The organism is Streptomyces sp. NPDC048337 (assembly GCF_043201175.1).
Lineage (GTDB): Bacteria > Actinomycetota > Actinomycetes > Streptomycetales > Streptomycetaceae > Streptomyces.
In genome coordinates, this window is record NZ_JBICYR010000002.1 from 116,507 (window position 1) to 136,842 (window position 20,336).

Here is a 20,336-nt window from a genome sequence, read left to right on the forward strand (position 1 = left end):
GAACTTCACGAGGCCTCGGCCCGTCGGGCCGGCGCCGCGCCGGGCACGGCGAGACCGAGGTGGTCGCGCAGGGTGGTGCCCTCGTACTCGGTGCGGAAGACGCCCCGTTCCTGGAGCAGCGGGACGACGGTGTCGGCGAAGACGTCCAGGCCGCCCGGCGTGATGTGGGGGACCAGGATGAAGCCGTCGGCCGCGTCCGCCTGCACCAGCGCGTTGATCGACTCGGCGACCGTGCCGGCGGAGCCGACGAAGGTCTGGGCGGCGGTGGTGGCGATGACGAGCTCGCGGATCGACAGGTTCTTGGCATCGGCGAGCGCGCGCCACTGCCGGGCGGTCTCCAGCGGGTCGCGGAACTGGCGGACGCTCGCCCGGCCGAGGGCGACGGTGTTCTCGCCGACCAGGGGATCGATGTCGGGCAGCGGGCCGTCCGGGTCGTAGCCGGACAGGTCCCGGTTCCAGACGTGCTCCAGGTACTTGATCGCGGTCTGCCCGCTGACCTGGAGGCGGCGCACCTCGTGGGCGGTCTCGTGCGCCTCGGCGTCGGTGTCGCCGAGGACGAAGGTGGCCGCGGGCAGGATCTTCAACTGGTCGTGCGTACGGCCGTACGCGGCGAGCCGGCCCTTGACGTCGGCGTAGAACGCCCGGCCCTCGTCGAGGGTCGCGTACCGGCCGAAGATCGCGTCGGCGGAGGAGGCGGCGAACTCGCGGCCCTCGTCGGAGTCGCCCGCCTGGAAGATCACCGGCCTGCCCTGCGGGCTGCGCGGCACGTTGAACCGGCCCTCGATGTCGAAGTGCTGCCCCCAGTGGGAGAAGGACCCGGCCCGGCCGTCGCGCAGGAAGGCGCCCGAGGCGGCGTCGGCGAGGATCTCGCCGCCGTCCCAGGAGTCGAACAGCTCGGTGGCGGTCGCCAGGAACTCCTGGGCGCGGGTGTAGCGGTCCTCGCGCGGCAGGAATCCGCCGCGCCGGAAGTTCTCGCCGGTGAAGGCGTCCCAGGAGGTGACGACGTTCCAGGCGGCACGGCCCTCGGAGAGGTGGTCGAGGGAGGCGAACTGACGGGCCACCTCGTACGGTTCGTTGAAGGTGGAGTTGATGGTGCCGGTGAGGCCGAGGCGGTCGGTGACGGCCGCCAGGGCGGCGAGCACCGTGAAGGTGTCGGGCCGGCCCACCACGTCCAAGTCGTATATGCGTCCGCCCTGTTCGCGCAGGCGCAGACCCTCGGCGAGGAAGAGGAAGTCGAACTTGGCGCGCTCCGCGGTCTGCGCGAAGTGGCGGAACGAATCGAAGTCGATGTGGCTGCCGGCCGCCGGGTCGCTCCACACGGTGGTGTTGTTGACGCCCGGGAAGTGGGCCGCGAGATGGATCCGCTTGAGCGGCTTGGTGCTCATGTTCGTCCTTCCGGAAGGTCCGGGGTTCGGGGCCGGTCAGGCGGCGCGGTGCGCGGCGTAACGGCTCGCCGGCCGGGCCAGTCCCAGCAGGCCGCGCAGGGTGTCCGCCTCGTACGCCCGGCGGAAGGCGCCGCGCCGCTGGAGCTCCGGCACCAGCCCCCGGGTGAGGGCGGGCAGGTCGTGGGCGAGCACGCCCGGCCGGAGCCGGAAGCCCGACATGCCCGCTTCCCGGCGCTCCTGGAGCAGGTCCGCCAGCTGCGCCGGGGTCCCGGCGAAGACCGCGCCGTCCTCGGCGTACGCCTCGCCCGCGAGGGCGTCGAGCCGGCCCAGCCGGTCGCGGGCCGCCGCGTGGTCGTCGTCCAGGAACACGGTCAGCTCCCCGAACAGGTGCAGGGGCTCGGCCGCGAGCCCGGCGGACTCACGGGCCTCGCGGATCGCCGTGACGGCGGCGCGCGCCCCGTCGGTGTCGCGGGCGGCCACGTATCCGACATCGGCGGAGCGGGCGATGAGTCCGTACGCCGGGCCGCTGTCGCCCAGCGCGCTCACGACCGGCCGGCCCTGCGGCGGGCGCGGAGTGATCGACGGTCCCCGGACCTTGAAGTGCCGTCCCTCGAAGTCGATGTAGTGGAGCTTGTCGCGGTCCACGAACCGGCCGGTGGCGGCGTCGCGGATCTCGGCGTCGTCCTCCCAGCTGTCCCACAGCCGCCGGATCACCTCGACGTGGTCGGCGGCCTCCGCGTACAGCTCGCCCTCGGGGAGCGGGACGGCGCGCCGGCCGAAGTGCCGGCCCTCGTACGGGAGTCCGGACACCTGGATTCGCAGGCCGGCCCGGCCGCGGCTCACGTGGTCGAGGGTGGCGACGGCCTTGGAGATGTGGAAGGGCTCGGTGTGCGTGGCGGTCACGCTCGGGACCAGCCCGATGTGCCGGGTCAGCGGCGCCACCCGGGCTGCCGTGAGGACCGCGTCCAGCCGCCCGCGGACCCGGTCCGTCCGCTCGTCGGGACGGTCGGGGGAGGAGGACTGGAGGGCGAGCCCGTCCTCGAAGGTGACGAAGTCGAGCAGTCCGGCCTCGGCCTCGGCGACGAGCCCGGCCCAGTAGCGGGCGGTGAACAACTCGGCGGGCCGGGCCCCCGGCTCGCGCCAGGCCGCCGGGTGCCGGCCCGCGCCGTCGAGGGCGACGGCGAGATGGAGTTCGGACACGGCGGATATCGCCTTCCTGATCGTCCGTACGGAAAAGGGGAAAGGACGCGGGATCACGAAAAGGAGTTCAAGGAGTTCCTCGCGACGACGCTACGCCCGATGGCTGAGCCATACAATGACCGGGATATTAAGGGAATTTGGCGACTGTGTTGCCCGGTGCCGGACCGCCGCGCTCATGAGTTGGTCAGCGGGAGGCCGGGCGGGTTCACCTCGGAGGTGGTGACGGCCTCGTTGGACAGGTTCCAGGCGGCCAGGAGCTTCCCGTACTGTCCCTCCTTGATCAGGTGGTTGATGGCCTCGGCCACCGGCTTGGCCAGCCCGCTGTCCTTCTTCGAGGTCGCCGCGATCAGGCCCTGGAGGGTTTCGCCCGCGCCCGAGGAGGAACCGGCGTTGCGGGTGGGTGCGTTGCCGTTCGCGGTCTGCGTGATGTGGTAGGCGATCGTCGGGTTGGGGCCGAAGTCGAGGTCGATCTTCTTCCCGCTCAGGGCCAGGTAGGCGCTGTTGGAGTCCGGGAAGTACTTGACGGTGATGTCCTTGCCCTCCGCCCGGAGCTTCTGCTGCCACTCCAGCAGGATCTTCTCCTGGTTGGTGCCCTTGCTGACGGCGACCGTCTTGCCCGCGAGGTTGCGGTAGTCGCCCCCGAAGGTCCAGGGGTCGTCCTTCAGCGCCTCGAAGGCCAGGTTGTCCTGCCGGTAGGAGGCGAACTCGTACTTCTTCTTGCGTTCCTCGGTGACCGTGACGTTGCTGAACGCCACGTCCACCTTGCCGCTGTCGATGCCGACGAAGAGGTTCTCCCAGGTGGAGTTCTTCACCACCGGCTTGAGGCCGAGGGTGGCGGCCACCAGGCGGCCGAGGTCGGGCTCCGTCCCGGTGAGCGTCTTCTGGTCGGTGCCCACGTACGTCAGCGGGGGGAACCCGCCGGGCAGCGCGCCGGCCCCGATGACGAGCTCGCCGCGCTCGCGGACATCCGCGGGCAGCTGGGCGCGCAGGGACTCGACGACCGGGGCGGACAACTCCGTCTGCTGGGCGGCGCCGTTGGACACCGCGCCGACGGTGACCTTGCCGGAGCCGGTTCCGGTGGCCTCGGCGTCGCCGCCGCACGCGGTGAGGGCCGAGGCGAGGGCCACGGTGGCGGTCGCGGCGCCGAGGCCGCGGACGAGTCTGGTGCGCAGGGAGCGTCGGCGTTGCATGGTGTTCCCTTTCGGGTCGGGAATGGCGGTTGGGGCGGGGCGCGGGCGAGTCAGAGCACCTTGCTCAGGAACTCCCGCGTACGGGCATGGGCGGGTCGGTCCAGCACCTGCTCGGGAGGGCCCTGTTCGACGACACGGCCCTCGTGGAGGAAGACGACCTCGTCGGCCACCTCTCGGGCGAAGCCGATCTCGTGTGTGACGATGACCAGCGTGGTGCCGCCGGTGGCCAGGTCCTTGATCACCGAGAGCACCTCGCCGACGAGTTCGGGGTCAAGGGCGGAGGTCGGTTCGTCGAAGAGGATGACCCCGGGCCGCAGTGCCAGGGCACGGGCGATGGCCACCCGCTGCTGCTGGCCCCCGGACAGTTGCCGGGGGTAGGCGCCGGTGCGGTCCCCGAGCCCGACCCGCTCCAGCAGCTCGCGCGCCAGCGCCTGGGCCTCGGGGCGGCTCAGTCTGCCGGTGGCGACGGGGGCCGCGGCGACGTTGTCCAGCACGGTCAGGTGCGGGAAGAGGTTGAAGTTCTGGAAGACGAAGCCGATGCGGCCGCGCTGGGCGAGGATCGCCCGCTCGCTCAGCTCCTTGAGCCGGTCCCCGTGCCGCCGTACGCCGATCAACTCGCCGCCGACGCTCACATACCCGGCTTCGGGCCTCTCCAGGTGGTTGATCACCCGCAGCAGGGTGGACTTCCCGGAGCCCGAGCGCCCCAGGACCGCGGTGACCGTGCCCGGCCGCACCGTCAGGTTCACCCCGTCCAGGACCCGGCGGCCCCCGAACCACTTGTGCACGTCGTGGACTTCGATCGCGGTAGCGGTCATCGCGCCGTCTCCGTACGGAAGCGGGCCCGCAGGTCGCCCAGCGCCGCCCGGGCCCGCTGTACGGGGGTGGGCGGCAGGGTGCGCAGGGCGCCGCGCGCGTAATGCCGCTCCACGTAGAACTGGACGACGGAGAGGAGGCTGGTCAGGATCACGTACCAGACGGTGGCCACCAGCAGCAGCGGCACCACGTCGCCGGGGTAGGTGGCTGCCAGGCCCTGGACCGAGCCGAACAGGTCGAGCAGGGACACGTAGAAGACCAGCGAGGTGGCCTTCACCAGCCCGATCAGCAGGTTGACGTACGCGGGAACGATCGCCCGCAGCGCCTGCGGGAAGACGATCCGGGCGAACTGGTACCGCTTGGGCAGGCCCAGCGCGGCGGCCGCCTCGTGCTGGCCCTGGTCGACGGAGAGCACGCCCGCCCGAACCACCTCGGCCGCGTACGCCGCCTCGGCCAGGCCGAGTCCCACGACCGCCACGACCATGTCGGTGGCGAGCCGGGACTCGTCGAAGGTGAGGAAGGAGGGGCCGAAGGGGACCCCGACGCTCAGGGTGGGGTAGAGCGCGCCGAGGTTGTAGAGGAAGAGGAGGACGACGATCAGCGGCACGGAGCGCAGCAGCCAGATGTACGTCCAGCACACCCATCGCAGCACCGGGCTGGCGGACAGTCGCCCGAGGGCGAGCAGCACCCCGCCGGCCAGGCCGATGACCGCGCTGTACGCCGTCACCTGGAGGGTGATCCACAGCCCGTCCAGGATGACCGGCCGGAAGAACCAGTAGGCGAAGCGGTCCCACTGGTAGAAGGGGTTGGTGAACAGCCCGTGGGCGGCCTGGGCCACCAGGACCAGCACGACGGCGCCGGCGATCCACCGCCCGGGCCGGCGGAGCGGGAGGACCCGCTCGGCCGGCCCGGGCGGCCCGGAGGGGCCGGCGGGCACGGCGAGGGGAAGTGATTCTTTCAGGGACACGGCAGCAGCTTCGATTCGGCGAAGAATCGCTGTCAACGGTCCGGATATCGATATCCACGCAAGCGTGCGGCCTTTTCATCCGCCGTACACAAAACGCCTCCCGGTGAAATGAAACCGCGGTTTTGCCTTTACAGCCAGGGGAACTGGTCGGCCGCGTGACGGTAGGCGCGGAAGACGGAGTTCTGGGCGCCGGCCGAGGACTCCAGCCCCACGCCGTCGCCGAAGGAACGGAACTGCGGGACCACGAACTCCCACACCACGTCCCCGCCGGGGGTCACCTCGAAGAGCCGGCCGAAGGAGCCCTCGGCGATGAAGGTGTTCCCGTTGGGCAGGCGCTGCGCGCTCGACATGTAGGGGCTGTAGAAGTTCTGCGGCGGGTTGTCCGTGTACGACCACACCTCCTTGCCCGTGCCCGGGTCGATCTCCAGCACCCGCGAGTACGGCACGGAGGTGGTGTCGCGGTAGGTGCCGTTGTCGAAGACGAGGATGGTGCCGCCGGCCAGCTCGTGCGGGTGGTGCTGCTGCGCCAGTACGTCGGGGCCGATCCGCCACCGGACATCCCCGGTGGAGCGGTCGACGGCGATGGTGGTGGACGCGCTGCGGAAGCCCACCACGACGGAGCCGTCGGCGAGCTCGTTGACGGTGTTGGCCATCGGCCAGTGCTCGCGGGCGAAGTGCGGGTTGAGGGGGACCTCTTCGGGGTCGAGGTGCTCGATGGCGGCCCAGCGCCACACCACCTCGCCGTCCCAGGTCAGTTCGTGGACGACGTCCCCGTAGATGACCCCGCCCTCGGCCTCGGAGCCGGGGATGCCGCCCTTGATGCGGGCCGCGTCGGCGGGGTCCAGGGGTTCGACGACGGTGATGAGGAGGTTGCCGTTGCGCAGGACGGTGGCGTCGTGGTGGTGGAAGGGGTGCCGGGCCTCGCGGAGCACGGTGGAGTCGGGGGCCAGCTCCTGGAAGATGCCGCCGTGGTAGACGTCCCAGATGGGGAAGAGGGTCGGGCTGCTCGTGTCCTTGGCCGCGTAGAAGAGATTGCCGTTGGGAAGGAGCTGCGCCTGACGGCCGGGCGGGTGCGGGGAGTTCCAGGTGTGGGCGGTGCGGCCCTCGATGTCGACGAGGTGGATCTCGCCGGCACTGGTGATCGGCGTGTAGAGGGTGTAGCCGCCGTAGCTGCGCTCGGGGTCGTGGGCGATCAGGCCGACGCCGCGGCGGCGCAGGGTGTTCTGGTCGACGGTCATGCGCATCTCCTCGGACGGGGCGTGGTGGTGGGGTTCAGCGGACGGTGACGGCGGCCGGGTCGACGGAGGTCAGGGGCGCGGTGTTCAGGTACCGCAGCAGCGCGGCGCGGTCGGCGGCGCCGGGCAGGCTCTGGGCGGCCTTCGCCCAGGCGGCTTCCTCCTCCAACTGCGCGAGCAGCTCGGGGGAGAGGGAGGCGCCGTAGGCGTAGCGGGGCTGGAAGGCGTCGACGTGGCCGGGCTGGAGGGCGCCCTTGGACTGGGCGAGGACGGCCTTGCGCGCGGCCGCCGGGTCGGCGGCGATCTCCCGCTGGGCGCGCAGCAGCGTACGGAGCACGGCGGTGGTGGTCTCCTCGTTCGCGGAGGGTCCGGCGACGAGGAGGGTCCTGGCCGTGTAGCCGGTGAAGGGGAGTTCGGCGTACCGCTCGCCGAGTGCGGTGCGCGCGGCGTCGTAGGAGCTGGGGAAGGTGACCCCGGCGTCGATGTCGCCCCGGCCCAGGGCCGGAGTGACCTGGTTCGGCGCGAGGTTGACCACGGTGACGTCGGCCGCCGACAACTGCGCCGAGGCCAGCATCCGCGACAGGGCGTACTCGACGTTGGTGCCCTGCGGGACGCCGACCTTGCGGCCCTTCAGCGCGGCGAAGCCGGTGATCTGCCGGTCGGTGCGGGTGAGCAGGCGCCAGTCGGTGAACCGGGACAGGTCCGCGACGATCCGCAGCTCGCGGCCGCCGAGCGCGGCCGTCACCGCGGGCAGGTCGCCGACGACGCCGAGCTGCGCCTGGCCGCCGAGTACGGCGTTGAGGGCGTCGCGTCCGGTGGGCTGGGTGGTGACGGTGGCCTCGATGCCCTCGGCGGACCACAGGGCGTGCTCCTGCGCCACGTGGACGGGCGCGCCGCCGAGGTGGTCGCTGCCGACGAGGGCGACGGCCGGCCGGCCGCCGCCGCCCGCCGGGCCGGCGGATCCGGCGCAGGCGGTGGCGAGGGCGGAGAGCATGGCGGCCAGCAGTACGGCGGCCACCGCGCGGGGTCTGGGCATGGGGGAGGGGTCCTTCCGTGGACGGGGGAGAAGACGGGGTCAGGCGGAGCCGAGGTGGGTGGCGGTCAGGGTGCGTGGACGGGGGTCGGGCGGCCGGTTGGGCATGGTGGGGTCGGCCGGCGGACGGGGGAAGGGGCGGGGGTCAGGCGGAGCCGAGGTGGGTGGCGATCAGCGTGCGCAGACCGGGGTCGGGCGGGCCGGCGGGTACGGCGTGGTCGGCCAGCACCCGCCCGGGAGCGCCACCGAGCACGATCACCCGCTCGGCGAGGGCCAGCGCCTCGTCGATGTCGTGCGTGACGAACAGCACGGTGGTGCCGCGGCGCTGCCACAGCTCCCGCAGCAGGGTCTGCATCCGGGTGCGGGTCAGCGCGTCCAAGGCCCCGAACGGCTCGTCCATCAGCAGCACTTCGGGCTCGGCGGCCAGGGCCCGGGCCAGCGCCACGCGTTGCTGCATCCCGCCGGACAGCTGCGCCGGGTACTTGTCCGCGCCGTCCGCGAGCCCCACCTCGGCCAGCGCGGCGAGGGCGCGCCGGCGGCGTTCGGCCCGCGGCAGGCCGAGCCGCTTGAGGGCGAACTCCACATTGCCGCACGCCGTGCGCCACGGGAACAGCGCGTAGTGCTGGAAGACCACGCCCCGCTCCGGGCCCGGCCCGCGCACCGGTTCGGACCCGGCCGTCACCCGCCCGGCGGTGGGCCGTACGAACCCGGCCACCGCGCCCAGGACCGTGGACTTCCCGCACCCGCTGGGCCCCAGCAGCGCCGTGAACGACCCGGCGGGCAGATCCAGGTCGGTCGGCTCCAGCACCGGCGCGCCCCCGTAGCCGGCGGACAACCCCTCCAGCCGCACCCGTTGGCTCATGACGCACCCCAGTGCACGAACCGGCGGCCGACGGCGGCCAGCACGAGGTCGACGGCCACGCCCAGCAGCCCGAGCACGAGCAGCCCCGCGAACATCCGGTCCACGCGCAGGAACTGGCCGTCCACCTGGAGCCGGTACGCCAACCCGCTGTCCGCACCGCCCAGTTCCGCCGCCACCAGGGCCAGCAGCGCCACCGAGGCGCCGTAGCGCAGCGCCGCGAGCAGGGCCGGCGCGGCGGCGGGCAGCAGCACCTCGGTGAACCGCCGGTGCAGCGGAGCGCCCAGGGTCCGGGCCGCCCGCAGGTGGGTGACGGGCACCCGGGAGACCCCGTCGTGCACGTACAGCCAGACCGCGAGGAGGACGGCGTACGCGATCAGCAGCCGCTTGGCGGTCTCGCCGATGCCGAACCAGGCGGTCGCCAGCGGCACGAGGGCGATGGCGGGGATCGGACGGAGGAAGGAGATGACGGGCGTGACGGCGGCGGACAGCTTCGGCAGGTAGCCGGTGGTGAAGCCGAGGGCGCCGCCGACGACCGCACCGAGGGCGAAGCCCTGTCCCGCCCGGGCCAGGCTGGCGCCGAGGTCGGCGGCCAGGACGCCGCTGCGGGCGCTGTCCGCCAGCGCGGCCGCGGTCTGCGCCGGGGTCGGGAGCAGCCCCGGGGCCACCCCGCCGGAGCGGGCGAGCAGGTACCACAGCGCGAGTACGGCACCGGCCGCGCCCAGGGCCGGACCGAGCCGGGCCAGGGCGCCGCCGGGCGGTGAGGGGGTGGCGTGCACGGGGCGGCTCCTCGGTCGTGTCCCCGGTCGTCGGAGGACGTCATTCATAAGCGAGGTCAATAATTGACCATGCTTATGAAGGGAGTGTTGCGGCAGTGCGAAACCTCCCGGGACCACCCGGCGCTGGATCGGCCATGAGGTACGTTCGCCAGCGTGTCTCGCCCCGAACCCACGCCCGAAGCGATCGAGGTCGGACGGGTGATCCGCGGCTGCCGCAAGCAGCGCGGCGTCTCCATGGCCGCACTCGCCACCCGCTCCGGCCTCTCCCAGCCCTTCCTCAGCCAGCTCGAACGCGGACTCGCCACGCCCAGCCTCAGCTCCATCTACCGGATCGCCGAGGCCCTGGACGTCACCCCCGGTACGTTCCTGCGGCCGCCGGGCCGCCCGGGCACGGTCAGCCACGAGAGCGACCCGCAGGTGATCCGCGTCAGCGAGGCCGCGGGGCAGGTCGCCCAGGTCCTCATCCCGGGCGGGCGCAGCGGGCTGATGGAGGCTTACGAGCACCACTTCGAGCCCGGCCGAGGAGAGCGCGGCTGGTTCGAACACCCCGGCGAGGACTTCCTCTACGTCCTGGAGGGCGAGATCGTCCTGGAGCTCGAGGGCGAGGAACCGCTGACCCTGCGCGCCGGCCAGAGCGCCCACCACCGCGGCGAGGTCCCGCACCGCTGCCGCCTCACGGGCCCCACCGCGGCCCGCACCCTGCTGGTCATCGCGAACGGCTAGGTGCCGTCCCGCAGTCGGTCCACCGCCGCCAGCCGGGCCCCGATGTCCAGGCTCCACAGCCGTACGGTGCCGTCGGTGCTGCTGCTCGCCACCGTCCGGCCGTCGGGGGCGAAGGCCACGCTCCACACCGCGTTCGCGTGGCCCGCCAGCGCCGCCACCGGGCGCCGGGCCGGCACGTCCCACAGCCGCACCGTACGGTCGTTGCCGCTGCTGGCCAGTGTGCGGCCGTCGGGGGAGAAAGCGATGCCCCGCGCCGAGCCGGTGTGTCCGGTCAGCGACGCCTCCAGGCGGTGCAGCCGGGCGTCCCACAGGCGTACGGTGCCGTCGTTTCCGCTGCTCGCGAGCGTCCGGCCGTCCGGGCTGTAGGCCACGCCCCGAACCGCGCCCGTGTGACCGGTGAGCACGGCCAGCGGCCGGCGACCCGCCACGTCCCACAGACGGACCGTCAGATCGTCGCCGCCGCTGGCCAGGGTGCGCCCGTCGGGGCTGAACACCACGTCGTTGGCGAAGTCCGTGTGGCCGCTCAGCACGGCGAGCTGCCGCCGCGCCGCAACGTCCCACAGCCGGACCGTGCCGTCCGAACCGGCCGAGGCCAGGGTCCGCCCGTCCGGTGAGAAGGCCACCGAGAACACCGTCCCGCCCTGGCCGGTGAGGATGCCCGCCGGGCCGCGCGCCGCCACGTCCCACAGCCGGACCGTGCCGTCGGAGCCCGCCGACGCCAGGAGCCGCCCGTCGGGGGCGAAGGCCACCGCGAAGACGGTCTCGTCGTGCCCGGCGAACGCGGCCACGGCCCGGCGGCCCGCGACGTCCCACAGCCGGACCGCGTGGTCCGCTTCGGCGGTGGCCAGCAGTCCGCCGTCCGGGCTGTAGGCGGCGTGCCAGACCTCCGTGAACGGACGCGACGTCAGCACCGCGCCGCGCAGGTCCCACAGGACCACCGACTGGTCGAAGCCGGCCGTGGCCAGCACCGCTCCGGCGGGGTCCACCGCCACCCCGAGCAGGTAGTCGGTGTGCCCGGCGAGCGTCGCCGTCAGCCGGCCGCCGCGCACGTCCCACAGCCGGGTCGTACCGTCGCCGCCCGCGCTGACGACCGTCGTCCCGTCCGGGGTGTAGGCGACGCCGTTGACGTCGTCGCTGTGGCCCGTCAGCGTGGCGGCCGCCCGCCTCCCGGCCACGTCCCACAGCCGTACGGTCCGGTCCACGCCCCCGGTGGCGACCGTCCGGCCGTCCGGCGCGAACGCGGCCCCCAGCACCTCGTCCGTGTGCCCTTCGAGCACGGCCGGCTGCCGGGCCCCCACCGGGTCCCACAGGCGTACGGTGCGGTCGGCTCCGGCCGAGACCAGGGTGCGGCCGTCCGGGGCGTACGCCAGCGCGTTGACCCTCCCGGAGTGGCCCGCGAGCACCCCCACGGGCCGGTGGTCGCCCCCGGCCTCCCACAGCCGGATGGTCCCGTCGGGCGCCGCGACGGCCAGCACCCGCCCGTCGGGGGCGAAGGCCACGGCCCGGGCGCCGGCGGTGCTCGCCGGGAGGACCCCCACCGCCCGGTGGGCGGCGGTGTCCCACAGCCGTGCCGGGCCGTCCGTGGACGTGGCCGCGAGGGTGCGGCCGTCGGGGCTGAAGGCGACCGCCCGCACCCGCCCGGCCAGGGCGAAGGTGGCGAGCGTCCGCCGGTCGGCCACCCGCCGCAGGGTCACCTTCCCGTCCGAACCGGCGGTCGCGAGCGTGCCGTTGCCCGGCGCGAAGGCCACCGCGTTCACCGGCCCGCCGTGGCCGCCGAGCCGGGCGATGAACGGCTGCGCCTGTGTGCTCAGCAGCGCGCCCCGCGCCTCGGTCGTCGCGGCCGTCCGGTACGCCTCCCCGGCCAGCAGCATCGACGCCTCCGGCCGGCCCGCGGCCAGCGCCGCGGACTGCAGGGCCAGCGCCCGCGAGCGGGCGACGCGTTCCTGGCCCAGCGCGCCCGCCCGCTGCTGGTACGCCAGCCCGCCCGCGCCCACGGCGAGGACCAGCAGGACGACGAGCGTGGCCAGCATCCGCTGCCGCAGCCGCACCTGGCGGCGGGCCTGCCGCGCACGGGCGTCCTCCCCGGCCAGGCTCGCCCGCAGGAAGGCCTCCTCCAGCGGGCCGAGCCGGCTCCGGCCGCCCCGCCGATCGGCCGCTCCGCCCTCCTCGGCCCAGGCGCGGGCCGTGTCCAGCCGGGTCCCGCGGTAGAGGGCGGAGGGATCGCGGCCCTCGCGCTCCCATTCGGCGGCGGCGTGCGACAGCTGCTGGTGGATCAGGAGGCCCGCCCGGTCCTCGTGGATCCAGCCGCGCAGCCGCGGCCAGGCGTGCAGCAGGGCCTCGTGGGTGATCTCGACGGTGTCGCTGTCCATGGTGACCAGCCGGGCCCGCACGAAGGCGTCGAGGGCGGCCCCGGCCCGCTCCGCGTCCGCCGACTGCTCCATCAGCGCGGTCCGGCCCATCCGGCGGCGCGTGGCGCCCGTACCCTCGGAGACGTGCACCAGCCGCACCAGGGTCCGGCGGATCGTCCGCTGCCCGTCCGGGTACAGGCGGGCGAAGACCGCCTCGGCGGTGTGCGCGATCGCGCCCTGGATGCCGCCGGTGAGCTCGTACCCGGCGACGGTCAGCGTCGCCCCGGAGCGCCGCCGCCACGTGGCCATCAGCGCGTGGGAGACCAGCGGCAGCGCGCCGGAGGGCGTCCCGGCATCGCGCAGGAGCAGGGGGACCAGGCCCGGTTCGAGGGTCAGCCCGGCGAGCTCCGCCGGGCGCGTGATCGACTCCCGCAGCTCCGCCACGGACATCGGGGGCAGGACGAACAGCCCCTCGGTGAAGACGGAGGCCAGCTCCGGCAGCTCCAGGCAGCTCCCGGAGAAGTCGGCCCGTAGGCCGAGCACCACCACGGCGGGGTGGTCGGGCCCGGTACCCGCCGGGCAGGCGGTGGCCAGGGCCGTGAGCACCCGTACGAAGGCGCTCCGCTCGTCCTCGTCGGGGCAGAGGGTGAACAGCTCCTCGAACTGATCGACGATCAGCACCGGCCGGGCGGGTGGGGATTCCCGGTCGCGCTCCCCGTCCCACAGCCGGCGGACGGCTTCGAGCAGCACCCGCGGCCGCTCCCGCACCTCCCGCACGCCGATCCCGGGATCGCTGCCCAGCACCTTCGCCGTGCGGTCCAGCAGCTCCTCCAGCGGATGCGCCGTGGGGGTGAACCGCACCACCGGCCAGGTGTCGGCGCCCGCCATCGGGAAGCCGCCGGGGCGCCGCAGGGCCGGTACGAGGCCCGCGTTCAGCAGGGAGGACTTGCCGGCGCCCGAGGGGGCCACCAGCATCAGCGGCCCGCGCCCGATCCGCTCGAAGACCCGCTCCACCAGCTCGGCGGTCGCCCGCTCGCGGCCGAAGAACCAGCGCGCGTCCTGCGCCGTGAAGGCCGACAGCCCGCGGTACGGACACGCGCCCTCCGGCGGCGGGACCTCCGTCTCGTACGCCATCCGCAGCAGTTCGCCCCCCGCCCCCAGCACCTCGTCGCAGCGCCGTGCGACATCCACCGTGACGCGCTTGGCCCCGGTCTCGATCTTGCTCAGGTAGCCCTTGCTGTAGTGCGTCCGCCGGGCCAGGTCGGCCAGTGACATTCCCCGTTGCACCCGCAGACGCCGCAACCGCGCGGGGAAGGACGGGACGGCCGTGTCCGGTGATTCGCGCTGGCGCTCGGTCTTCCGTCGACGGTCCGGATCCCCCACAGCATCCCCCATGGCACGGCGCCGCCCTGGGGGCACCTCCCAGCGGTAGCTGGGGGAGCAGCGGTACGGCAGGGCCCAGGCTACAGCGGGGGTCGGACGTACGGCCCGGTCTTGGGGGTGGTATGACGAAAACAAGAACGCCCGGGGCCGCCGGACGGCGGCCCCGGAAGCGGTCCTGACGGGGTGTGTCCTACGGGTTCAGGCGGATCGAGTTGATGGGCGTGAGGTCGGCGTAGACCCCGGTCTTGGCAGCGATGGGGTTGCCGCAGCCGGCCCCGTTGGAGCCGGTGCACAGGTTTGCGGTCGCACCGCCGTACTGGTTGTTGAGGACCCAGTGGTTCCCGTACTGATCGGTCAGGTTGTGGGCCCCGTAGCTGTAGAAGACGTGGGTCGGCTTCACGGCGGGGTTCTGGTTCTGGGGGTAGATGCAGACCGCCCCGTCCGGGCAGCCGGCCCACGCGTCGGCCGGCTGGCCCAGGGCCGTACCGCTGAGTGCGATCAGGGCGGCGGCTGCGGTGGCGAGCGCGGCGGCGCCGCGGAACATCTTGCGCATGATTTCCCCTCGTGGTCTTGCCCGGTGCGGACGGCTCCAGACTGCGGCCGGGCGGGCGGCCCGGTCGACGGGTTGCCCGTTGCCTCTCCGGGGGCCGCCCGGGAAACCCCCCGCGACCAGCCCGGCCGCGCGAGCACGGGCAACCCGGCCGGCGGCGGGCCGTACACTCCGACGGCCCTCAAAATGAGGCCGTTTGCCCACCGGAGGTATCCATCCGCTCACCCGGTGTGGCGAGAGGCGGTGATCGCCCATAACTTCGGTTTCGTGACGAACCGACAGTTCACGGTCCTCGCATGCATCTCCGTCGTCATGGCCGCAGGCCTCGGCGTGGCGACGCCGCCCGCCGCCGCGGCGGCCAGGCACACGGTGCATCCGGGAGAATCGATCCAGGAAGCGGTGGACGCCGCACAGCCGGGTGACAGCATCACCGTGCTCGCCGGCACCTACCACGAGAGCGTGCACATCACGAAGCCCCTGACCCTGAGCGGGTCCGGCGCCAAGACCGTGATCACGCCGCCGGCCGCCGCTCCCGCGCGGCGCGCCGACAACGCCTGCGTACAGTCGGGCAACGGTATCTGCGTCATAGGGACGGCCGAGAAGCCCGTCGACCGGGTGACGATCCGGCAGCTGAAAATCACGGGCTTCAAGAAGAGCGGCATCTGGGCCTCCCGCACCGACCGGATGAAGGTCGAGCGGGTGACCTCGGAGGACAACGGAACCTGGGGCATCGCACAGGAGCGATCCACGCGCGGGGTGTTCCGCCGCAACCTCGCCCGCGACAACGCCGAGTCCGGCATCTTCCTCGCCAACACCATCGAGCGCGAGGGCGGCGCCACCGACACCCTGGGCGCGCTGGTCGACGACAACATGCTGACCGGCAACCGGATCGGGGTCACGGTCCGGCGCGTCAGGAACCTCGACGTCACCGACAACATCGTCACCGGCAACTGCGGCGGCGTGTTCGTCGTCGGCGACGAGGGCGATCCGGGCGCCGGGGACATGACCATCAGAGGCAACGAGATCCACGAGAACAACAGGTTCTGCAAGGGCAACACCCGCCTCCCCGACATCCAGGGCGTCGGCATCGTCCTCACCGGAGCCGAGGACACGGTCGTCCGTTCGAACTCCATCCGGGGCAACAGGGGCTCCTCGCCACTCTCGGGCGGAATCCTGCTCTTCAAGAGCTTCGTGGGCGCCAAGAACACCGACAACGTCATCCAGGACAACGACGTACGGGACAACCTGCCGGCGGACCTCGCCAACACGGGAACCGGAACCGGCAACAGGTTCCTGGACAACCAGTGCGTGACCTCCCAGCCCGCAGGGATGTGCTGACCAGTGTCGCCCCTCCGCAGAGGAATCGAGGCCACATGACCACGGTAAGTCCGACCCCCACACCGACCCCCACCCCCACCCCCACCACCCTCGCCACCGACACCCCCGCCGCCCAGCCCGCCATGCGGCTGCGCGAGCTCGTCTTCGGGGCGGCCTGCGCCGCCGCCGTACGGGCGGCCGCGCGCCTCGGCGTGGCCGACGCGCTCGGGGAGTCGCCCGCCACCGCCGCCGAGCTCGCGGCGGCGCTGGACTGCGAACCGAAGCCGCTGCACCGGCTGCTCCGCGCCCTGTCCTGCTACGGGATCTTCGCGGAGAGGGCGGACGGGACCTTCGTCCACACGGAGATGTCACGGCTGCTGCGCGAGGACGATCCGCACAGCCTGCGCTACATCTCCCTGTGGTGCACCGAGCCCTGGACCTGGCAGGCCTGGCCCCGGCTGGAGGACGCGGTCCGCTCCGGCGGAAGCGTGTTCCACGAGCTGTTCGGCAAGGGCTTCTTCGACTACCTGCACCAGGACGCGCACGAATCGGCCCACGTGTTCAACCGGGCCATGACCACCTCCAGCATGCAGTCGGCCCTGGACGTCGCGGAACTCCTCGACCTCACCGGAGTCTCGGTGGTCGCGGACATCGGCGGCGGCCAGGGGCACGTCCTGGCGAGCCTGCTGGAGAAGCACCCGGACGTACGAGGGGTCCTGCTCGACCTGCCGGGAGTGGCGGCCAAGGCGGACCCCCGGCTGCGGGAGGGCGGGCCGCTCGCCGACCGGGCCGCCATCGTTCCCGGGGACTGCCGCGAGGCCATCCCGGTCCAGGCCGATCTGTACATCATCAAGAACATCCTGGAGTGGGACGACGACAGCACCCGCAGGACCCTGCGCAACGTCATCGGGGCGGCCCGCCCCGGGGCCAGGGTCGTCATCATCGAGAACCTCGTGGACGACACCCCGTCGATGAGGTTCACCACCGCCATGGACCTGCTGCTGCTCCTCAACGTGGGCGGCGCGAAGCACACCAAGGGCAGCCTGGTCACCCGTATGACGGAGGCCGGACTGGTGCTCGGCGAGATCCGCCCGGTCAACGCCTACCTGCACGCCTTCGAGTGCGCGGTGCCCGGCTGACCCCGGCCGCCCTCACATCGGAGGCGAACGCCGAACGCCCCCGAGACCGGCACGGAGCCGGTCCCGGGGGCGTGGTGCGGGCGCCGCCGTCAGGCCGTTCCCGTCATGAGGCTGTTGTTGACGAGGTCGAGGAACTCCCGCGGCGACTTGCAGCGGTCGGCGTCGGCGGGCAGCGGACGGCTGTGGCGGGTCTCCAGCTCCCCGACGATGCCGAGGAGCCCGAGGGAGTCGAGACCCCACTCGTCGAAGCCCGAGTCGGGGCGGCTCGCCATGGCGGCGGGGTCGACGGTCACGCCGGCGCCCTTCTTCATCAGGGCGGCCAGTTCTTCCATCGTCAGTCGAGCGGTCATGACGGCCATCTCCTCAGGCTTGCACCGGCGTACGCCGGTCGGTGATCAGACGCATTTCGGAGCGCGCGAGGAACTGCGAGATCTCCACGTCGGTGGTGGGGACGCCGTCCTTGGCGCTGTCGAGCAGCCGGGCGAGCACGGCCGCCTTGTTGCCGCCCTCGACGCCGAGCGCCAGCGCGGGACGGGCGGCGAGCGGACCGCGCATGTCGAGCAGCCGGACGACGAAGTCGTCGCGCTGGAAGACGGTGCTGGCCTCGATCGGATTCTCCGGGTCGTCGACCGCGGCCTCGTCCTGGCCCGCCAGCAGCCGGGCGAGCGCCATGCCGCACCCGTCCTTGGCCGGGTAGAAGAGCGCGTGCCGCCGGATGGCGTCGGACTCGGGCCCGCGGGTTGCGACGTGGTGGACCGCGGGGACCGCCGCACGGGTGAAGAACAGGCGGGCCGACGCCGGATCGGTCAGGTCCCGGTCCTGCTCCAGGTACGGGTTGATTGCCTCTTCCAGAGCCCTGACCTGGGGTTGGCCGGCCACGTGGCGCAGGGCCACGAGGAGGTCGCCCTCGACCTCGACCGCCCGTACGACGCGGTTGCCGTGCATGAAGACGGAGGTGCGGTGCAGCCGGGTCTTCTCGTCGACCTGGGCCTGCGGGGAGGTGTAGCCGGCCAGCAGTTCCGCGACGACGGCTTCGCTGCCCGGCTTGACGGTGAAGGTGAGGGCGTGGCGCACGATGCCGTCGCCCCGCCGGGGGACCGTGGCCGGGGCGAGGGAGGCCAGGCGTTCGGGCGCCGGGGTGGTCCCGGTCACCCGCATCACGCTGAACCGAAGCGAGCGGGTGTCGCGTACGCAGCCGTGCAGCGGCTGGACCGAGGCGACGTGGTCCTCGCTGTTCACCCACGCGAGGAAGCGCGGGGCGCTCTCCCATTCGCTGGTGATGAGCCACTGCGAGGGATTCTCGATCGACTGGCACAACTCGTCGCTGATGTGCCCGGGTACGGAGGCCACCTGATTGCGCAGGCGCTCGTACACCTCCAGGAACTGGTTCTGGGCTCCGTCGTACAGGTCCAGCAGCAGCACGACCCGAAGCCTCGAGCCGTCGAAGGCGGACTGGGATATCCGTTCAGACAAGGTTGTCATCGTTCACACTCCTTCGAGACTTCGCGGTCGCCACGGGGTCGGCACCACCCGAACCCGATCGTTGTCCGCTGGCGCCATGCGCGCGAGAGGGGAGCACCAAGCGGGTGAACGGGCGAGGGAACGGCCCTCGTACAGGGCATGGAAGAGCCATGAAGGAAAACGTCGACCACCGCGTCCCCGTCCTCATCGTGGGCGGCTCGCTGGTGGGCCTGTGCACCTCGCTCTTCCTGGGCCGGCACGGCATCGGGCACATGCTGGTCGAGAAGCATGCGGGTACCTCCCTGCACCCACGCGGACGCGGTATCAACGTACGGACCATGGAGCTGTTCCGGGTCGCCGGTGTGGAGGCCCGGATCCGCGAGGCCGCCTCGGTCCTGGCCGACAACCACGGCATCCTCCAGGGCGGCTCCCTGACCGGTGACGACCAGGAGTGGCTGTTCGAGGAGATCGATCCCGGTGGCAGGCTCGCCCGCTTCAGCCCGTCGGCATGGTGCCTGTGCAGCCAGAACGACATCGAGCCGGTCCTGATGTCCGTGACCCCCACCCTCGGGGCGGAGCTGCGGTTCTCCACCGAACTCCTCTCCTTCAACCTCGACGACACCGGTGTGACCGCGATCGTGAAGAACCGGGACACCGGGGAACACAGCACCGTGCGCGCGGACTACCTCGTCGCCGCCGACGGGCCGCGCAGCCCCGTCCGGGAACAGCTCCGCATCGGCCAGAGCGGCCACGGGGACCTGTTCCACAACGTGAGCATCACCTTCCGGTCCCGCGGCCTCGCGGAGGTGGTCGGCGACCGCCGCTTCATCGTCTGCTACCTGACCAAGCCCGACGCGGACGGGGCCCTGCTGCCCGTGGACAACCGCGAGCGGTGGGTCTTCCACGCGCCCTGGCACCCCGACCGGGGCGAGACGATGGAGGACTTCACCGACGAGCGCTGCATCGCGCACATCCGGCGGGCGGTCGGAGCGCCGGACCTGGACGTCCGGATCGACGGGAAGGCTCCGTGGCACGCCGCGGAGCGGGTCGCCGAACGGTACGCGGCCGGGCGGGTCTTCCTCGCCGGCGACTCCGCCCACGAGATGTCGCCCACCGGGGCGTTCGGTTCGAACACCGGCATCCAGGACGCGCACAACCTGGCGTGGAAGCTGGCCGCGGTGCTGGGCGGCACGGCGGGCCCTGGGCTGCTGGAGACGTACGAGGCCGAGCGGCTGCCGGTCGCGCGGGCCACGAGCGAGCGCGCCTCGGCCCGCTCGGCCGAGCACAGCCATCCCGGCTACGAGCCCGACCCCGCCCCGGCCGCCGACACGGCACCCGGCCCGCGCGGCGGGCGCCAGAGCGGGGTGCTTTCCGTGGCCATGGGCTACCGCTACCGGGAGGGCGCTGTGCTGGGCACCGACCCGGAGGCGCCCGTCGTCCCCGAGCGGATGAGGCTCGTCGGCGATCCGGGTACGCGCGCCCCGCACATGTGGCTCACCGAGTCCGGGGAGCGCAAGTCCACGGTGGACCTCTACGAGCGGTCCTTCGTGGTGCTCTGCTCCGAGGGCAGTCCGTGGCGGGCGGCGGCGCGTTCCGTGGCCAAGAGGCTGGAGGTGGCCATGGACGCGTACGAGATCGGCACCGGCCCGGAGGCCGACCTGGTGCCGCAGGACGGTGCCGACTGGGCCGAGGTCCACGGCACGACGCAGGCCGGTGCACTCGTCGTCCGCCCGGACGGCTTCGTGGCCTGGCGCTCGGAGGGGGCGGTCGACGATCCGGAAACCGTCCTCCACAAGGTCATGAGCACGCTGCTCTTCCGGTCCTGACCTCCCCTCCGATCCCCCTGCACCGCCGGAGCGCGGGCGGCGCAGGGGGATCGGTCGTGTCCGGCACCGGGGCGGCCACGTAATGAACTAATCGGTTTAGTCTTGACAGTGAACTGAATCGTATAGTT

At 72.9% G+C, this 20,336-nt stretch carries 17 protein-coding genes; 4 read left to right on the plus strand and 13 right to left on the minus strand.

The features are described from left to right. Positions 1–5: 5 nt before the first annotated feature. The 9 genes from ACGFYU_RS03665 to ACGFYU_RS03705 form a co-directional block, all read right to left on the minus strand. Positions 6–1,385, minus strand: coding sequence for an NtaA/DmoA family FMN-dependent monooxygenase (locus tag ACGFYU_RS03665; protein ID WP_393825581.1), 1,380 nt, complete (start codon positions 1,383–1,385; stop codon positions 6–8). A 36-nt stretch (positions 1,386–1,421) separates the two neighbouring features. Then, positions 1,422–2,594, minus strand: a complete 1,173-nt coding sequence (locus ACGFYU_RS03670; RefSeq protein WP_393825975.1) for an LLM class flavin-dependent oxidoreductase — start codon at positions 2,592–2,594, stop codon at positions 1,422–1,424. 164 nt (positions 2,595–2,758) lie between these two features. Next, positions 2,759–3,775 carry a transporter substrate-binding domain-containing protein gene (locus ACGFYU_RS03675; protein ID WP_393825582.1) on the minus strand — a complete coding sequence of 339 codons (1,017 nt, stop codon included), beginning with the start codon at positions 3,773–3,775 and terminating at the stop codon, positions 2,759–2,761. 50 nt (positions 3,776–3,825) lie between these two features. Further along, entirely contained in the window at positions 3,826–4,590 is a 765-nt protein-coding gene (locus tag ACGFYU_RS03680) for an amino acid ABC transporter ATP-binding protein (protein WP_393825583.1), read from the minus strand. Beyond that, a complete protein-coding gene (locus ACGFYU_RS03685) occupies positions 4,587–5,549 on the minus strand; it encodes an amino acid ABC transporter permease (protein ID WP_393825976.1) in 963 nt (320 codons plus the stop codon). The genes ACGFYU_RS03680 and ACGFYU_RS03685 overlap by 4 nt, the downstream gene beginning before the upstream one ends. Positions 5,550–5,683: 134 nt before the next feature. Beyond that, positions 5,684–6,793 (minus strand): aryl-sulfate sulfotransferase, encoded by a 1,110-nt coding sequence (locus tag ACGFYU_RS03690; RefSeq protein WP_393825584.1) that lies wholly within the window; start codon positions 6,791–6,793, stop codon positions 5,684–5,686. A gap of 34 nt (positions 6,794–6,827) precedes the next feature. Further along, positions 6,828–7,826 carry an ABC transporter substrate-binding protein gene (locus ACGFYU_RS03695; RefSeq protein WP_393825585.1) on the minus strand — a complete coding sequence of 333 codons (999 nt, stop codon included), beginning with the start codon at positions 7,824–7,826 and terminating at the stop codon, positions 6,828–6,830. 142 nt (positions 7,827–7,968) lie between these two features. Next, a complete protein-coding gene (locus tag ACGFYU_RS03700; protein WP_393825586.1) occupies positions 7,969–8,685 on the minus strand; it encodes an ABC transporter ATP-binding protein in 717 nt (238 codons plus the stop codon). Then, on the minus strand, positions 8,682–9,461 hold the full coding sequence (locus ACGFYU_RS03705) for an ABC transporter permease (protein WP_393825587.1): 780 nt from the start codon (positions 9,459–9,461) through the stop codon (positions 8,682–8,684). The genes ACGFYU_RS03700 and ACGFYU_RS03705 overlap by 4 nt, the downstream gene beginning before the upstream one ends. Positions 9,462–9,614: 153 nt before the next feature. On the opposite strand from ACGFYU_RS03705, the gene ACGFYU_RS03710 reads away from it, so the two are divergent. After that, positions 9,615–10,184: a helix-turn-helix domain-containing protein gene (locus ACGFYU_RS03710; protein WP_393825588.1), complete on the plus strand. Its 570-nt coding sequence runs from the start codon at positions 9,615–9,617 to the stop codon at positions 10,182–10,184. On the opposite strand, the gene ACGFYU_RS03715 is transcribed toward ACGFYU_RS03710, so the two are convergent. Beyond that, positions 10,181–13,927 (minus strand): helix-turn-helix domain-containing protein, encoded by a 3,747-nt coding sequence (locus ACGFYU_RS03715; RefSeq protein ID WP_393825589.1) that lies wholly within the window; start codon positions 13,925–13,927, stop codon positions 10,181–10,183. The two genes, ACGFYU_RS03710 and ACGFYU_RS03715, sit on opposite strands and share 4 nt — an antisense overlap. 178 nt (positions 13,928–14,105) lie before the next feature. Beyond that, positions 14,106–14,468 carry a hypothetical protein gene (locus ACGFYU_RS03720; protein ID WP_393825590.1) on the minus strand — a complete coding sequence of 121 codons (363 nt, stop codon included), beginning with the start codon at positions 14,466–14,468 and terminating at the stop codon, positions 14,106–14,108. Between the two features lie 264 nt (positions 14,469–14,732). On the opposite strand from ACGFYU_RS03720, the gene ACGFYU_RS03725 reads away from it, so the two are divergent. Both ACGFYU_RS03725 and ACGFYU_RS03730 read left to right on the plus strand, forming a co-directional pair. Next, complete coding sequence (locus ACGFYU_RS03725) at positions 14,733–15,803, plus strand: nitrous oxide reductase family maturation protein NosD (RefSeq protein ID WP_393825591.1); 1,071 nt, start codon at positions 14,733–14,735, stop codon at positions 15,801–15,803. Between the two features lie 35 nt (positions 15,804–15,838). Next, complete coding sequence (locus tag ACGFYU_RS03730; protein WP_393825592.1) at positions 15,839–16,921, plus strand: methyltransferase; 1,083 nt, start codon at positions 15,839–15,841, stop codon at positions 16,919–16,921. Positions 16,922–17,010: 89 nt separating this feature from the next. Here the strand turns inward: ACGFYU_RS03730 and ACGFYU_RS03735 are convergent, their stop codons facing one another. Then, entirely contained in the window at positions 17,011–17,271 is a 261-nt protein-coding gene (locus tag ACGFYU_RS03735; protein ID WP_393825593.1) for an acyl carrier protein, read from the minus strand. 13 nt (positions 17,272–17,284) lie between these two features. Continuing rightward, positions 17,285–18,403, minus strand: coding sequence for a SchA/CurD-like domain-containing protein (locus ACGFYU_RS03740; protein WP_393825594.1), 1,119 nt, complete (start codon positions 18,401–18,403; stop codon positions 17,285–17,287). A 149-nt stretch (positions 18,404–18,552) separates the two neighbouring features. On the opposite strand from ACGFYU_RS03740, the gene ACGFYU_RS03745 reads away from it, so the two are divergent. After that, positions 18,553–20,208, plus strand: coding sequence for an FAD-dependent oxidoreductase (locus ACGFYU_RS03745; RefSeq protein ID WP_393825595.1), 1,656 nt, complete (start codon positions 18,553–18,555; stop codon positions 20,206–20,208). The last annotated feature ends 128 nt before the right edge of the window (positions 20,209–20,336 follow it).

Excerpts from the sequence above, each read along its gene's own strand:
- ACGFYU_RS03690 (WP_393825584.1), bottom strand. The coding sequence starts at position 6,793 with ATGACCGTCGACCAGAACACCCTGCGCCGCCGCGGCGTCGGCCTGATC.
- ACGFYU_RS03715 (WP_393825589.1), bottom strand. The coding sequence starts at position 13,927 with ATGGGGGATGCTGTGGGGGATCCGGACCGTCGACGGAAGACCGAGCGC.
- ACGFYU_RS03735 (WP_393825593.1), bottom strand. The coding sequence starts at position 17,271 with ATGACCGCTCGACTGACGATGGAAGAACTGGCCGCCCTGATGAAGAAG.
- ACGFYU_RS03680 (WP_393825583.1), bottom strand. The coding sequence starts at position 4,590 with ATGACCGCTACCGCGATCGAAGTCCACGACGTGCACAAGTGGTTCGGG.
- ACGFYU_RS03700 (WP_393825586.1), bottom strand. The coding sequence starts at position 8,685 with ATGAGCCAACGGGTGCGGCTGGAGGGGTTGTCCGCCGGCTACGGGGGC.
- ACGFYU_RS03740 (WP_393825594.1), bottom strand. The coding sequence starts at position 18,403 with ATGACAACCTTGTCTGAACGGATATCCCAGTCCGCCTTCGACGGCTCG.
- ACGFYU_RS03695 (WP_393825585.1), bottom strand. The coding sequence starts at position 7,826 with ATGCCCAGACCCCGCGCGGTGGCCGCCGTACTGCTGGCCGCCATGCTC.
- ACGFYU_RS03745 (WP_393825595.1), top strand. The coding sequence starts at position 18,553 with ATGAAGGAAAACGTCGACCACCGCGTCCCCGTCCTCATCGTGGGCGGC.
- ACGFYU_RS03730 (WP_393825592.1), top strand. The coding sequence starts at position 15,839 with ATGACCACGGTAAGTCCGACCCCCACACCGACCCCCACCCCCACCCCC.
- ACGFYU_RS03665 (WP_393825581.1), bottom strand. The coding sequence starts at position 1,385 with ATGAGCACCAAGCCGCTCAAGCGGATCCATCTCGCGGCCCACTTCCCG.
- ACGFYU_RS03675 (WP_393825582.1), bottom strand. The coding sequence starts at position 3,775 with ATGCAACGCCGACGCTCCCTGCGCACCAGACTCGTCCGCGGCCTCGGC.
- ACGFYU_RS03720 (WP_393825590.1), bottom strand. The coding sequence starts at position 14,468 with ATGCGCAAGATGTTCCGCGGCGCCGCCGCGCTCGCCACCGCAGCCGCC.